At 54.5% G+C, this 13843-nt stretch carries 12 protein-coding genes; 8 read left to right on the top strand and 4 right to left on the bottom strand.

Features of this window, described 5'->3' with window-relative positions:
- Positions 1 to 30: 30 nt before the first annotated feature.
- A complete protein-coding gene (locus J2Z70_RS10800) occupies positions 31 to 315 on the top strand; it encodes a hypothetical protein (protein ID WP_036721603.1) in 285 nt (94 codons plus the stop codon).
- A gap of 307 nt (positions 316 to 622) precedes the next feature.
- A complete protein-coding gene (locus tag J2Z70_RS10795; RefSeq protein ID WP_209872548.1) occupies positions 623 to 1957 on the top strand; it encodes a DRTGG domain-containing protein in 1335 nt (444 codons plus the stop codon).
- 122 nt (positions 1958 to 2079) lie between these two features.
- Here the strand turns inward: J2Z70_RS10795 and J2Z70_RS10790 are convergent, their stop codons facing one another.
- From J2Z70_RS10790 to J2Z70_RS10780, 3 genes are all read right to left on the bottom strand, one after another.
- A complete protein-coding gene (locus J2Z70_RS10790; protein ID WP_076082940.1) occupies positions 2080 to 2382 on the bottom strand; it encodes a YtpI family protein in 303 nt (100 codons plus the stop codon).
- Positions 2383 to 2488: 106 nt separating this feature from the next.
- Positions 2489 to 2992: a sporulation membrane protein YtrI gene (locus tag J2Z70_RS10785; protein ID WP_209872545.1), complete on the bottom strand. Its 504-nt coding sequence runs from the start codon at positions 2990 to 2992 to the stop codon at positions 2489 to 2491.
- A 51-nt stretch (positions 2993 to 3043) separates the two neighbouring features.
- Complete coding sequence (locus J2Z70_RS10780) at positions 3044 to 3364, bottom strand: YtrH family sporulation protein (RefSeq protein WP_036721610.1); 321 nt, start codon at positions 3362 to 3364, stop codon at positions 3044 to 3046.
- A 145-nt stretch (positions 3365 to 3509) separates the two neighbouring features.
- Here J2Z70_RS10780 and J2Z70_RS10775 point away from each other — a divergent pair, with 145 nt between their 5' ends.
- The 6 genes from J2Z70_RS10775 (at position 3510) to pyk (ending at position 12932) form a co-directional block, all read left to right on the top strand.
- Positions 3510 to 7238: a DNA polymerase III subunit alpha gene (locus tag J2Z70_RS10775; protein ID WP_209872542.1), complete on the top strand. Its 3729-nt coding sequence runs from the start codon at positions 3510 to 3512 to the stop codon at positions 7236 to 7238.
- 1077 nt (positions 7239 to 8315) lie between these two features.
- Positions 8316 to 8816 (top strand): phosphatidylglycerophosphatase A family protein, encoded by a 501-nt coding sequence (locus J2Z70_RS10770; protein WP_209872538.1) that lies wholly within the window; start codon positions 8316 to 8318, stop codon positions 8814 to 8816.
- Positions 8817 to 8963: 147 nt separating this feature from the next.
- Positions 8964 to 9152 (top strand): hypothetical protein, encoded by a 189-nt coding sequence (locus J2Z70_RS10765; RefSeq protein WP_036725605.1) that lies wholly within the window; start codon positions 8964 to 8966, stop codon positions 9150 to 9152.
- A gap of 84 nt (positions 9153 to 9236) precedes the next feature.
- The gene (accD, locus tag J2Z70_RS10760) at positions 9237 to 10130 is read left to right on the top strand and encodes an acetyl-CoA carboxylase, carboxyltransferase subunit beta (protein ID WP_036725603.1); all 894 of its coding nucleotides are present in this window, start codon (positions 9237 to 9239) and stop codon (positions 10128 to 10130) included.
- 1 nt (position 10131) lies between these two features.
- The gene (locus J2Z70_RS10755; protein WP_076082927.1) at positions 10132 to 11133 is read left to right on the top strand and encodes an acetyl-CoA carboxylase carboxyltransferase subunit alpha; all 1002 of its coding nucleotides are present in this window, start codon (positions 10132 to 10134) and stop codon (positions 11131 to 11133) included.
- Positions 11134 to 11507: 374 nt separating this feature from the next.
- On the top strand, positions 11508 to 12932 hold the full coding sequence (gene pyk, locus J2Z70_RS10750) for a pyruvate kinase (RefSeq protein WP_036725599.1): 1425 nt from the start codon (positions 11508 to 11510) through the stop codon (positions 12930 to 12932).
- 141 nt (positions 12933 to 13073) lie between these two features.
- Here pyk and J2Z70_RS10745 read toward each other — a convergent pair whose 3' ends face one another.
- Complete coding sequence (locus J2Z70_RS10745) at positions 13074 to 13817, bottom strand: G1 family glutamic endopeptidase (RefSeq protein ID WP_209872535.1); 744 nt, start codon at positions 13815 to 13817, stop codon at positions 13074 to 13076.
- Positions 13818 to 13843: the final 26 nt, after the last annotated feature.

Here is a 13843-nt window from a genome sequence, read left to right as displayed (position 1 = left end):
AATCCTGTAGAGCGAAGGAGCGGTCCTGCAATGAGAAAAAGAAGTAAATTCAAACATTCTGTGTATCTGCTGGTTGCCCTGGCCATGCTGTTATACGCGCTGCCGAAGCTGTCTTTTCAGAATGGTTCCGGCTGGGTGCTGGGCTTCGGTCTTGTCTGGTGTGTCTTCGCGTTCCTGGTTATTGCCTCACATCTGCATTTTATTATCGGGGTGGATGAAGAGAAGCAGAAACGCCTGGATGCCGTCCGCAAGGCCAAGCTTGCACAGTGGCAGGGCCAGTGGAACGAAGAAGGCCGGGTGTCGCAGAGATCATAGTTCCGGGATTAAGCTAATGGTGCAAAAGTACCCCCTGTTTGCCTGTGCGGCGGACCGGGGGTTACCTGTACATGCCACTTTTGCCGGGAGTAACGTACGTGGTGTTATATATATATTCCCGGCTGTACTCATTGATGTCATTCCTGGGAAGGCCCGTTCTTTCCGCATACCTCCCATACATTTAAAATGGCTTGTCATAGAGCTGTCATAACTTTTAAAAGATACAGTGTAACCTGTTGTACTCCGGTGTGCCCAGCATGTATAATGGGTACAGAATAGTACAGATCGGGGTATGGGGGTGTAACAGTTGGAAGGTCAAGGAGATAATATCACAAAGCATGAACAACTGCTGCAGCACATTGAGAGTCTGAAGGTGGGAACCAAAATCTCCGTCCGCAAGCTGGCGAAGGAGATGGGGGTCAGCGAAGGTACGGCTTACCGTGCAGTGAAGGAAGCGGAGAACCTGGGGATCGTCATTACCAAGGAACGGATTGGCACAGTCCGGGTGGAGAAGAAGCCGCGCAATATTTCCGAACAGCTGACCTTCGGGGATGTCGTAGATATTGTTGAGGGGCATGTGCTTGGCGGAGCAGAGGGTCTGAACAAGCACCTTCATAAATATGTGATCGGTGCGATGAAGGTCGATGCCATGATCCGGTACATCGATGCCGACAGTCTGCTGATCGTAGGGAACCGCGATGATGTGCACTCGCTTGCGCTGGAGCAGGGGGCCGGGGTGCTTGTAACGGGGGGCTTCGGCACCAGCCGAGAGGTAAAGGCACTGGCTGATGAGCTGGATCTGCCGGTGATTTCGTCCAGACATGATACGTTTACGGTGGCTTCGATGATTAACCGTGCGATCTTTGACCGGCTGATCAAGAAGAAGATCATGCTGGTAGAGGATATTGTGGAGGGCAAGCTGCGCCTGAATACACTCAAAATCTCCAGCACTGTAGGCGAGCTGCGTGAACTGTCGCAGACCAGCGGCGAGCAGCGGTTTCCGGTCACGGATGAGTGGAACCGGGTTATCGGAATTGTAGGCCGGCGTGATGTGGAGGATCTCAGCGAAGGGCAGAGCATCGAGAAGGCGATGGTGCGTAGTCCGGTTACCGCTGCACTCCAGACCTCGCTGGCTTCGGCGGCGCAGATTATGATGTGGGAGGGGATTGATTTTCTGCCCATTGTGGACCGCAACCGCAAGCTGGTAGGGTCGGTCACCCGGCGTGAAGTGCTGCAGAGCCTGCGCGACGCCAGTAATCAGCCGCAGCTGGGAGAGACGTTCGATCATCTGATCTGGAACGGGTTCGCGGATGAGCGGGATGAGGAAGGAAGACTATTCTTCCACGGTTTCATTACCCCGCAGATGGCAACTGATCTGGGGACGATCTCGGAAGGGGTTCTGTCCACCCTGATGACCCTGTCCGCCTTCAAAGCAGCCAAGGACATCACCGGGAATGACTATGTACTGGACAATATGTCAACCTATTTCATTCGTCCGGTACAGATTGAGCATTCCATCACCGTCATGCCGAAGCTGCTGGAGATCAGCCGCCGCACCTGCAAGCTGGAGATCGAGATCAGCTATATGGATACCATTGTAGCCAAGGCCGTTCTGATGCTGCAGTCAATTGACCATGGGTAGCTGGATAAGCGGGTAATGACGGGTGAATAACGATTTTCGCGAAAATATCTAAATAGACCAGGCTGTCCTGCAGGCGATCGGGAGTAGCAACTGGTCTATTTGTATGGGCGGCGGCTGAACCCTCAGCTTCCGCTGCGCATCCGGCTGTAGTAGCTGAAGCTGCGCAGTCCCGAGAAGATATTGAACAGGCCCAGCAGCAGAAAAGCAGCCTCAATGACCACGTTAAGCGTTGAGCCGCGGAAGATGAACATTGACATTAATGAAAGCGTGACCAGCATTCCGCCCAGCAGCATATTCATGATTGAGCGCCTAGTGCCTTGTATGAGCGGGTCGGCGGTTCTGCGGGAAGAGATGCTGTACGCGGCGGCGCATACCATGAAGATAACGAGCAGGGCAAACAGCAGATACTTAATGAACATAATCATGAACGGACAGCTCCTTTGTGGAGGACCGGGCAGTCAGCGTAGCCTCAGCCGGGCACTCTGTATCCTGTGATTGTGATTTGTCCACTATTGTATCATGATTTGCGCCTCAGCTGCGCTTATAAGGGCTGATTTCCACCCAGATTTGCAGCACGCCTTCCATCACCAGCATGGTGCGGATTTTGACGGTGTATTCCTTCTCGCGGGCCAGATAGATTTTGCTGTCCAGCAGCAGGCGCGCCAGCTTGCCGTCGGAATCGATATCGAACATGCTGCGTCCGCGCAGCGGCTCCAGATCGCCCGCCAGCTTGCTGAGTACCTCCTTAGTTGTTACCGGGTCCAGCGCCGCGGCACCATCCTTGATCTTGCTGTCCTCGCTGCGCACCTTAATCTCCCGGATCACGGTGGAGGTATTATTGTACTTTTTGAGCGTGAGAATGTCATTCCGGTACTGTTCAATTTCCAGCCGCAGATCCTGATTGTTGAGCCAGAGTATGTTATAGCCCATGTTATAAATTGCGTTATACAGGGCGGCTCCCACAATCATCCCGAGGACAAATACAGCAGCAATCTGCGAGAAGCGGCGGTAGCGGTCAAACGGAGGAAGTCGCATGTATCTTTTCACCCCTTGATCTATAGGCATTTGCTTGGAGGCATGATGGTTCTACTTGCCGCAGACCCACTTGACCAGCTCACTGCCCATATGAGCGCCCAGGAAGGCGAACACCAGATAGAGAATCTGCTTGATCGCCGGGGAGAGATTGCCTCCCAGCATATTGCTCTCAATGACCCGCATCGGGTCGATGGTTCCGCCTACAGCGGCAGCTAGTGCCCATATCTTAATCCGGTCTGCGATTTCCACCATGGTATCGGTTGGCGGTTGAAGAGAGACGACGGCGCCGATTCCGCCCAGCATCGCTCCGCCCAGCACTATGCCGAACGCGATGAAGAAGTCGAGGACGGCCTTGCTTAAGAAAATATCCATGAAAAGCTCCCTCCTTAGATCAGGCGGCTGCCTGGCTTTTGCCTGTCCATATGCTCTTAATCCATTCTATGGGCGGCTCCCCCTCTAATATGATAAAATAGTTTCATCTTATGTTTTGATTTGGAGCTGAAGGGAAGTGGGGAATATGAGCCCATTCGTGCATTTGCATGTGCACAGCGAATACAGTTTACTGGACGGGGCGGCGCGCATTACAGATCTCGTGCGCTGGGCCGGCGAATACGGCATGACATCGCTGGCGCTGACGGATCATGGTGTGATGTACGGGGCCATCCCTTTCTATAAAGCCTGCCGGGCGCAGGGAATCAAGCCGATTATCGGCTGTGAGGCTTATTTGACCGCAGGCTCGCGCCGTGAGCGGGGGAGCCGTAAGGATCAGCCGATCTATCATCTGATTCTGCTGGCGAAGAATATGACCGGCTACCGGAATCTGATGAAGCTAATCTCCATCGGCCATCTGGAGGGCCAGCATTACAAGCCGCGCATTGATATGGAGGCGCTGGCAGCACATTCCGAAGGCATTATCTGCCTCAGTGCCTGCCTGGGCGGTGAAGTACCGCAGCATCTGCTGCACGGCCGGGAGGATGAGGCGCGTAAGGCGGCGCTGCGGTATAAGGAGATTTTTGGAAGCGACTTCTATCTGGAGCTGCAGGATCACGGGATTGCCGAGCAGAAGCGGGTGAATCCGCAGCTGATAGCACTTGCTGAAGAGCTCGACATTCCGCTGGTAGTGACCAATGATGTCCACTATATGGACAAGGAGGATGCCGAGGTCCAGGATGTGCTGATCTGCATCGGCACGGGCAAATCCGTAGACGATGAGGACCGGCTGAAGATCGGAACGGACCAGCTGTTCTTCAAAAGCGGAGAGCAGATGGCCTCCTTGTTTCCGCATGTGCCGCAGGCGATAGAGAACACGCAGCGGATCGCTGAAGCATGCAATCTGGAGCTGACGTTCGGCAATCATATTCTTCCGGAATTCTCGCCTCTGCCGGAAGGGCTGGATGCCGCTGCTTATCTGCGCGAGCTGTGCCGCAGCGGACTGGAGCAGCGCTATTCGGATACTCCGCTTTGGGAATCGCCGGAGCAGAAGGAGACGGCCGAGAAGCGGCTCGACTACGAGCTGGGAGTTATTGAGAGCATGGGGTTCAGCGATTACTTCCTGATCGTGTGGGATTTTATCGCTTTTTGTCACCGCAGCGGTATTGTTACCGGTCCGGGCCGTGGTTCCTCCGCAGGGAGTCTTACCGCGTACACGCTGAAGATTACCGATGTGGACCCTCTGAAATATAATCTGCTCTTCGAGCGCTTCCTGAATCCTGAGCGGATCACGATGCCCGATATTGATATCGACTTCAGCGACGAACGCCGCGATGAGGTCATTGCCTATGTGGTGGACAAGTACGGTAAGGAGCATGTGGCGCAGATCATCACCTTCGGTACGATGGCGGCCAGGGCTGCTGTCCGTGATGTGGGCCGGGCGCTGAATCTGCCGTATAACGAGGTGGACAAGGCGGCGAAGCTGATTCCGGGCCAGCTCGGCATCAGCATCACCCGGGCGCTGGAGAGTACACCTGAGCTGAAGGCGCTGTATGAGACGAATCCGAAGACCAGAGCGCTGCTGGATACGGCGATGAAGGTGGAGGGCATGCCGCGCCATGCTTCGACGCATGCGGCTGGCGTGGTCATCTCCAAGGGGCCGCTGACTGATGCCGTACCGCTTCAGGCGGGCAATGAGAGCACGGCGCTGACCCAGTACTCTATGGAGCATCTGGAGAGCGTAGGGCTGCTCAAGATGGACTTCCTCGGGCTGCGGACCTTGTCGATTATTGAACGCTGCATGAAATGGGTGAAGGAGATGACCGGGAGCGTACCGGATTTCCGCTTCATTCCGGATCATGATCCGCTCACCTATGAGATGCTGGGAGCAGGTGAGACCACCGGCGTATTCCAGCTGGAATCGGCAGGTGTACGGCGGGTGCTGAAGGACTTGAAGCCGAGCGGGTTCGAGGATATTGTCTCGGTGGTGGCGCTGTACCGTCCGGGTCCGATGGAATTCATCCCTAAATTCATCGGGGGCAAGCACGGGGAGTTCGAGGTTGTCTATCCGCATGCGGATCTGCAGCCGATTCTGGCCGATACGTACGGCATTATCGTCTACCAGGAGCAGATCATGCAGATTGCCTCCCTGATGGCCGGCTTCTCGCTTGGCGAAGCAGATCTGCTGCGCCGTGCAGTATCCAAGAAGAAGCGGGAGACACTCGATCAGGAGCGCAGCCACTTCGTGGAGGGCAGTCTGAAGCAGGGCTACAGCGAAGCGGATGCCCATGCGGTCTACGATATGATCGTGCGGTTCGCCAACTACGGCTTCCCGCGCGCCCATGCGGCTGCTTACGGGGTGCTGGCCTTCCAGACCGCTTATCTTAAGGCGCATTATCCGGTGCAGTTCATGGCCGCGATGCTGACTGCTGTGATGGGGAGCCACCGCAAGGTGGCGGAATATGTCCTGGAATGCCGCCGGTCCGGGATTGGCGTACTGCCGCCGGATGTCAACGAGAGCGGGGTGCTGTTCACTCCGGTGCCCGGCGAAGGCCGCGGGCATATCCGCTTCGGGCTGGGGGCGGTGAAGAATGTCGGCACGCAGGCTGTAGAGAACATCATGGTAGTCCGCAAGGAGCGGCCGTTCGACAGCCTGCTCGATTTCTGCCGCCGGGTCGATCTGCGGGTCTGCAACAAGCGCGTGATCGAATCGCTGCTGCAAACCGGGGCGTTCGATGCGCTGCCCGGACACCGGGCGCAGCTGCTCGCGATGCTGGATGAGACAGTGGACGCGGCGGCCAAATGGCGCAAGGAGCGCGATGAGCTGCAAATCCAGCTGTTCGATGACCTGATCGAGACGCCGAACTGGGAGATCCGCTACCCGGATATTCCGAGGTTCAGCGGAACCCAGCAGCTGGAGCTGGAGCGTGAGCTGCTCGGGCTCTATCTCTCCGGCCATCCGCTGGATGATCATGCGGGGCTGCTGGAGGAGCCGGGGGTGCAGAAGCTGATGGATCTTGGCGAAGCAGCGGATGAGAGTATGACCGTGACGGCCGGTATGGTCGTGTCGCTGAAGGAGATCACGACCAAAGCCGGTAAGGCGATGGCTTTTGTGGAGTGGGAAGACCAGATCGAGCGCTGCGAGGTTGTACTCTTCCCTGAGGTGTGGAAACGCAGCCGCGCCCTGATTGAGAAGGGCGCCCTGTTGGCCCTGCGCGCCAAGGTGCAGCAGGAGGACGAGGGCTTCAAGCTGCTGGCCGAGGAGGTAGCTCCGCTCACCTCGGACAGCGTGCGCGGCCTGCTGCAGCGCCGCAGCGCCGGGTCACGGCCCGCCTACGGCGCGGGCCGCAGTGCCCCTGCAGGAGCGCCTGCGGCCGCTCCTGCAGCCCGCACGGGCGCCGGTGGCCCCGGCGCCCGGCCCGGCGGTGCAGCTGGCGCCGCCGCTGCACCGGGCACGCGCACACCGGCGGCACAGCCGCCCGGTGCGCGCGCTTCTGCGGCCGCTGCGCAGGCCGCGCCTAAGGTCCCGGCCGCGTCAGACGCGCGGCCGGACAGCTCTGCCCCGCTGCGCACGGGGCAGGAGCCAGGCGCCCAGCGTGTCTTCATCAAGATCACGCCGGGCGCTGAGCTGAAGGGTCTGCTGCCGCGCCTCCAGGCGCTGCTGCAGACCCATCCGGGACCCGCAGCGACGCTGCTGTTCTATGAGCGCAACCAGAAGGTGCTTGCGCTGAGCGACAGCTACCGGATCGAGCCCTCGGAGGAGTTGTTCGCAGCCATTGAGGAGATGCTGGGTGCCGGAACCGTCCGCCTCAGATAGGAGCAGGCAAGCTATCCTTGTGTAGCGTCAGAATTAAATTTATGGATTGAATCAGTAAAACGATACCACCTACAATTGTGTTCGGTTTTTCGGTTACATTCGGCCTACGCGGCGTCCCCAGTCCAATTGTGTTCGGTTTTTCGGTTACATTCGGCCTACGCGGCGTCCCCAGTCCAATTGTGTTCGGTTTTTCGATTACATTTTGCCTACGTGGCGCTCCCAGTCCAATTGTGTTCGGTTTTTCGATTACATTTGGCCTACGTGGCGCTCCCATTCCAAATTGTGTTCGGTTTTCCGATTACATTTGGCCTACGTGGCGCTCCCAGTCCAATTGTGTTCGGTTTTTCGGTTACATTCGGCCTACGCGGCGTCCCCATTCCAATTGTGTTCGGTTTTCCGATTACATTTGGCTTACGTAGCGCTCCCATTCCAATTGTGTTCGGTTTTTCGATTACATTCGATCTGCGCTACTCACCCGGTCCAATTGCGTTTGGTTTTATGTTAAAATTTGTTAATTATATACAAACAGACGATGTTCTGGTTTTTAGCCACGCTGCTCATTTTGATGCTGGAGTTGTGCCTTGAAAAACATGTTTGTTTTCGCATACATTTGTCCCAAACACTTCACTTTTTTAGTCGTTCAGGCCTCATCATGCCGACCCGCTTTTTTAATCTGAATCGCTACTAGGAGCATGTTCAAAGCGAACATTCACATAGGTGTATTATGTGCAAGTAAAAACCGTGAAAAGGACGGCTTTCCTCTCCTAACTGTAGTCTGTACAACTAAATCTGCCCGAATAGGTGAGAACCCGCATATAGAGGCAGTTTAGTTGTATCGATTACAGCTAAATGGATAGTCGGCAGTAAATCAGACGGTTTAGTTGTACAGAATGCACTTGGGCATACGCGTTGCACCATAACCCGGCCATAGATACACTGATCTTTTTAGCACATTTGTCCCCTCTTCCGCATACATTAGGGAACCAATAGAGTGAACTTATGAATCTGTCAGGCTTCACTCTCAAGTTCAGCTAAATCATAGCGGGGCATTGTCCCGTGCGGAAGGGGAATGACATCATGTCCTATCAAATGGCGGAGGATCTGCTGGGGCGCCGGGGAGTATCACTGGATTCGATCGCAGAGATCGTCTATATCCTGCAATCGGTCTATTATCCCAGCTTAACGCAGGAGGAGTGCCTGAGCAGCGTCAAGTCGGTCTTGAACAAAAGAGAGGTCCAGTATACGCTCATGACGGGGATTGCGCTGGATGAGCTGGCCGAGAAGAAGCTGCTGCCCCAGCCGTTTCAGGCGGTAATGGAAGCGGATGAGTCGCTCTATGGGGCGGACGAGACGCTGGCGCTGGGCATCACGAGCGTGTATGGAATGATCGGTCTGACCAGCTTCGGCTACCTCGATAAAATAAAGCTTGGAATTATCGGCAAATTGAATGATGATAAGGGGAGCATTCATGTATTTCTGGATGATCTTGTGGCCGGAATTGCGGCTGCAGCTTCAGCCCGGATCGCCCACGGGCATGAGGGTGCGAAGGTCTATCCCCATGTGACCGGGACCGAATAACGGCTGCTCCTGATGCGCTGCGACCGGCCTCCCGGGCCTGAGTCCTTCCTGCCGGGCTTGCTTGCGGGAAAAAAGAAAACTGTGTTATCATAATTTCATTATATTCAGGATACGGCTGGATTCGAGATTAGGGAGGCCTTGCAGGGCATGTGGACGGTAATCTATATAGCGCCGACCGCCAAAGTGGCGGAGATGATTGAGAGGAAGCTTACGGAAGAAGGATTTCTGATTAAATGCCGTCCCATCAATATGTCCAAGCAGCAGTTTGAGATTCTGGTTCCTTCGGGAGAGCTTGAAGAAGTGCAGGAGGTCCTCAATCTGATCCTGCATCCCTGAAGAGTATGGCGTAGAGATTCAAGAACATTCATGACAGCGGCAAGCTGCTATTTACGCAAATAAACGGCTGAAGAGGTGCGACCCTTGTTCAAAGATTTATTTCAGAAAAAACGGAAGTACGCGACTATTCCTTCAGAGCGTCTGGAGCGAAGCGGCGGACCGGCAGAAGGCGAGCGCCCTAAGCGGGAGATTCCCGAAGGTCTAATGAGCAAGTGTGCCAAATGCGGAACAATCCAGTACAGCAAGGAACTGGAGAAGAATTTGAAAGTATGCCCGTCCTGCGGCTATCATATGCGTCTGAATGCAACCGAACGGATTGCGATGATACTTGATCCGGAAGGGTTCATTGAGTTCGACAGCGAGATGGCGTCCATTGATCCGCTGAAGTTCCCCGGCTATGCTTCCAAGCTTGAGCAGCAGCAGTCCAAAACCGGACAAGTTGAGGCTGTAATCACCGGCCAGGGCAGCATTGGCGGCCATGCGGTTATTGTAGCCGTGATGAACTTTGAGTTCTTCACAGGCAGCATGGGATCTGTGGTTGGAGAGAAAATTACTAGAGCGGTAGAAGAAGCGACAGAGCGGGGACTGCCGATGCTGATCTTCTCCACCTCCGGCGGAGCCAGGATGCAGGAGAGCATTCTCAGTCTTATGCAGATGGCGAAGACAAGTGCCGCGCTGGCCCGGTTCAGTGAAGCGGGCGGCCTGTATATCTCCGTCATTACTGATCCGACCACCGGCGGGGTATCGGCGAGCTTTGCCAGCCTGGGCGACATTATTATTGCCGAGCCAGGAGCGGTCTTCGGCTTTGCCGGACGGATTGTCATCGAGCAGACGATCCGTCAGAAGCTGCCGGAGGATTTCCAGACGGCCGAGTTCAATCTGCAGCACGGACAGCTGGATCTGGTCGTGCACCGTAAGGAAATGCGCTCCACACTCACGAAGCTGCTGGAGCTGCATGATGTGAAAGGGGGATTTTAGGTTGGCAGGAGAGATGCCTTTTGAAATGCCTCTGGTAGAAATGCGCAAAAAAATCGCCGAGCTCAAGCAGTTCGGCGAAGAGAAGGGCATTGATTTCAGCGATGAGGTAGCCCGGCTTGAGGAGCGCTACAGCGAGCTGGAGAATGAGATCTATTCCAATATATCCCCGGCCCAGAAGATGCATCTGGCCCGGCATCACGTACGCCCGACCTCGCTGGATCTGATCGGGCTTATCTTCACGGACTTTATCGAGCTGCATGGTGACCGCCTGTACGGTGACGATCTTGCTGTAGTCGGCGGAATCGCCAAGCTGAACGGCCGGCCTGTAACTGTCATCGGTCAACAGCGCGGCAAGGATACGAAGGAGAATATTCTGCGCTTCTTCGGCAGCGCCCATCCGGAAGGCTTCCGCAAGTCACTGCGCCTGATGAAGCAGGCGGAGAAGTTCGGCCGTCCGATCATCACCTTTGTGGACACCAAGGGGGCTTACCCGGGCAATACCGCAGAGGAACGCGGACAATCGGAAGCGATTGCCCGCAATTTGTTCGAGATGTCCCAGCTGGCCGTGCCGGTCATCTGCGTGATTATCGGCGAGGGCGGCAGCGGCGGAGCCTTAGCGATGGCTGTCGGCAACCGTGTGCTGATGCTGGAGAATGCGATCTATTCGGCGATCTCCCCTAACGGTGCAGCGTCGATTCTGTGGAAGGATGCCACCAAGGCGGAGCAGGCCGCAGAGGCCATGAAGATTACGGCCACCGATCTGCTGGAGATGGAAGTGATCGAGGAGATTATTCCGGAGCCCAGAGGCGGTGCACACCGGGATTACGAAGCTGCGGCGGAGGCGGTTAAGGACACAGTCTGGCGTCACCTGCAGGAGCTGTCCGGTATGGATGCGGCGGCGCTGAAGGAAGACCGTTACCTGAAATTCCGCAAAATCGGCGAGTTTTCCGAGGCGGTGCTGGAGCAGGATGCCGATCAGGATGAAGCGCAAATTGTAGAGTAAGCAGGAGCTTCTCTCCGGGGAATTAGCGGCAATGCCGGTACCGCCGGTTTGCACTTTTTAACACATTCCAGCTTATTCCAGGCCGCGGACGGGACAAGATTAGTTATACAATTATTCCCATTATAATCATCCTGTGCTTGCTGCGGGATGATTTTTCTTTTATCGGCCATCCTATATTATTCGACTTTAATTTACAGCAAAAACAGGCACTAACATTGATTTTGTGTTCAACATGCAGTAATATTCATAAGGGCGCAATAAAACGTGCATGTCTTTACATGTGATAAAGTTCCTATACAAAGAGCAAGCCTTATAGTAGATTTTGTAGTTGGAAAAGATGAGACAGAGAGAACGAAAAAACGGAGGAAAACCTAATGCGGAAAAGTAAAATTGTATGTACGATCGGACCTGCAAGTGAATCGTTGGAGAATATCAAAAAATTGATTTTGGCTGGTATGAATGTGGCCCGTCTGAACTTCTCCCACGGCGATTTTGATGAGCATGGAGCCCGGATCAACACGATCCGTCAAGCATCCAAGGAACTTGGCAAGACTGTTGCCATCCTGCTCGACACCAAAGGACCGGAGATTCGTACAGGCAAGCTGGAAGTAGAACCGATTGAACTGGTTCAGGATGAGTATCTGACATTGACTACGGAAGAGATCCTTGGCGACCACAACCGTATCTCCATCACTTACAACAACCTGCCTAACGATGTTCAAGTAGGATCGACGATCCTGATCGACGACGGCCTGATCGGCCTTACAGTTGTCGACATTCAAGGCACCGAAATCAAGACCCGTATTGTTAACGGCGGTACGATCAAGAGCAAGAAGGGTGTTAACGTACCAGGAGTATCCATCTCCCTGCCGGGTATTACGGAAAAAGATACCAATGATATCATTTTTGGGATCGGACAGGACATTGATTTTATTGCCGCTTCTTTCGTACGCAAAGCCAGCGACGTTCTGGAAATCCGTGAACTGCTTGCGAAGCATGATGCTTCCCACATCCAGATCATCTCCAAGATCGAGAACCAGGAAGGTGTCGATAACCTGGATGAAATCCTGGCAGTATCCGACGGCCTGATGGTTGCCCGTGGCGACCTTGGTGTAGAAATCCCTGCTGAAGATGTACCTTTGGCACAGAAGCTGATGATTCAGAAATGTAACATTGCCGGCAAACCGGTAATCACAGCTACCCAAATGCTGGATTCCATGCAGCGCAACCCGCGCCCAACCCGCGCTGAAGCAAGTGACGTAGCGAACGCAATCTTCGACGGAACCGATGCAATCATGCTGTCCGGTGAGACTGCTGCCGGGAAATATCCGGTAGAATCCGTACTGACTATGTCCCGTATTGCTGAGAAAGCAGAATCTGCCCTGAACCACCGTGAGATCTTCATGAAGCAGCAGATTGCTCAAGAAACTACTGTAACTGAAGCGATCAGCCAATCCGTAGCGATCTCCGCTCTGGATCTGAATGCTAAAGCGATCATTTCTTCGACGGTAACTGGCCACACTGCACGCGTGGTTTCCAAATATCGTCCTAAATCACAGATCATTGCTGTTACCACCCAGGAAAGAACAATGCGTCAACTGGCGTTGGTATGGGGCGTAACTCCTGTATTCGGTCCTGAAGCTCATTCTACTGACGAATTGCTGGAAACAGCTCTTAACGGCGGTAAAGCTTCCGGTCTGGTTAAAGCTGGCGATCTTGTAGTCATCACTGCAGGTATCCCGCTTGGACGTTCCGGTTCCACTAACCTGGTGAAGGTAGATACGATTCCAGCCGACTAGGATTTGGAAGAGCTTCTGCAGCACGAATAAGATATAATGATAAGAGCAGTGGCGCTTGATTGCCGCTGCTCTTTTTTGATATCGATAATGCAAATGGATATATTGGACCTGAGTGTCTGGAGTAGACGGCATGTCAGCCTGTTAGGGAGTCGTATAAATAGGGTTCCTGGAATACACGGCAGAGGGACTTTTATGATAGATTCGTCTGACTGAAAAGGCGCTTCCGCAGGAACGTGGGGGAGAAGGCACAGCCAGCAGCTTCTTATTCTGGATCATAATGCCGCCGTCTGAGGCCTTTAGTCTGGGGCTGCGTCCATTGACCTGGCAACAGGTGAAGCAGACTGTGGATAACTTGGACAGCGGAGCGATATCGAACCCCACCTGCGGCGCTTCGACAATCCATTCGGCTGAGCTTTGCGGTCCGTTATAGCGCTGTACCGTGCGGAAAACCCAGCATTTGCTGAGATTGCGCAGGGTGATGCACCATTTTCCGGGACTGAGCTTGACAATGGAAGCCCGCATATGGTTGCCGGGAGAGACTGGGAGATGAATTACAGTCTCAGAGGCGGGGAGAATCTCCCACCATGCATAATACCTGACTTTGCCGTTCACCGACTCATGGCCGGTGCCGGTCTGGATCAAGCTGCTGTTCTTGAAGCCGTCGATGCCGATCCAGGCCGAGGAGAACGTAGCTTTTTCCGTAGGCTTTACATAAGGGACGATCCAGTCGGCGGATATCTGCCGGTAGCTGCCTTTTTTGCCGGAAATGGCATAACCGCTCCAGTTGCTTGATGTCCAGCCGAAGCCTGAACTGGCGGCTCTGCCCGTATTAAGTTTATCCTTCAGACAGGGTTTGCTTCGTGCTAATCTATTGACTTGGCCCACTTGTCCACCGCCTCATAATAGGTTGT

It is taken from the genome of Paenibacillus silagei (assembly GCF_017874735.1).
GTDB classification, from domain to species: Bacteria; Bacillota; Bacilli; order Paenibacillales; family Paenibacillaceae; genus Paenibacillus_AQ; species Paenibacillus_AQ silagei.
The sequence above is the reverse complement of the archived record's forward strand: the minus strand, read 5'-3'. Positions and strand labels throughout refer to the sequence as shown.

Excerpts from the sequence above, each read along its gene's own strand:
- J2Z70_RS10800 (WP_036721603.1), top strand. The coding sequence starts at position 31 with ATGAGAAAAAGAAGTAAATTCAAACATTCTGTGTATCTGCTGGTTGCC.
- J2Z70_RS10790 (WP_076082940.1), bottom strand. The coding sequence starts at position 2,382 with ATGATTATGTTCATTAAGTATCTGCTGTTTGCCCTGCTCGTTATCTTC.
- J2Z70_RS10785 (WP_209872545.1), bottom strand. The coding sequence starts at position 2,992 with ATGCGACTTCCTCCGTTTGACCGCTACCGCCGCTTCTCGCAGATTGCT.
- J2Z70_RS10780 (WP_036721610.1), bottom strand. The coding sequence starts at position 3,364 with ATGGATATTTTCTTAAGCAAGGCCGTCCTCGACTTCTTCATCGCGTTC.
- J2Z70_RS10775 (WP_209872542.1), top strand. The coding sequence starts at position 3,510 with ATGAGCCCATTCGTGCATTTGCATGTGCACAGCGAATACAGTTTACTG.
- J2Z70_RS10770 (WP_209872538.1), top strand. The coding sequence starts at position 8,316 with ATGTCCTATCAAATGGCGGAGGATCTGCTGGGGCGCCGGGGAGTATCA.
- J2Z70_RS10765 (WP_036725605.1), top strand. The coding sequence starts at position 8,964 with ATGTGGACGGTAATCTATATAGCGCCGACCGCCAAAGTGGCGGAGATG.
- pyk (WP_036725599.1), top strand. The coding sequence starts at position 11,508 with ATGCGGAAAAGTAAAATTGTATGTACGATCGGACCTGCAAGTGAATCG.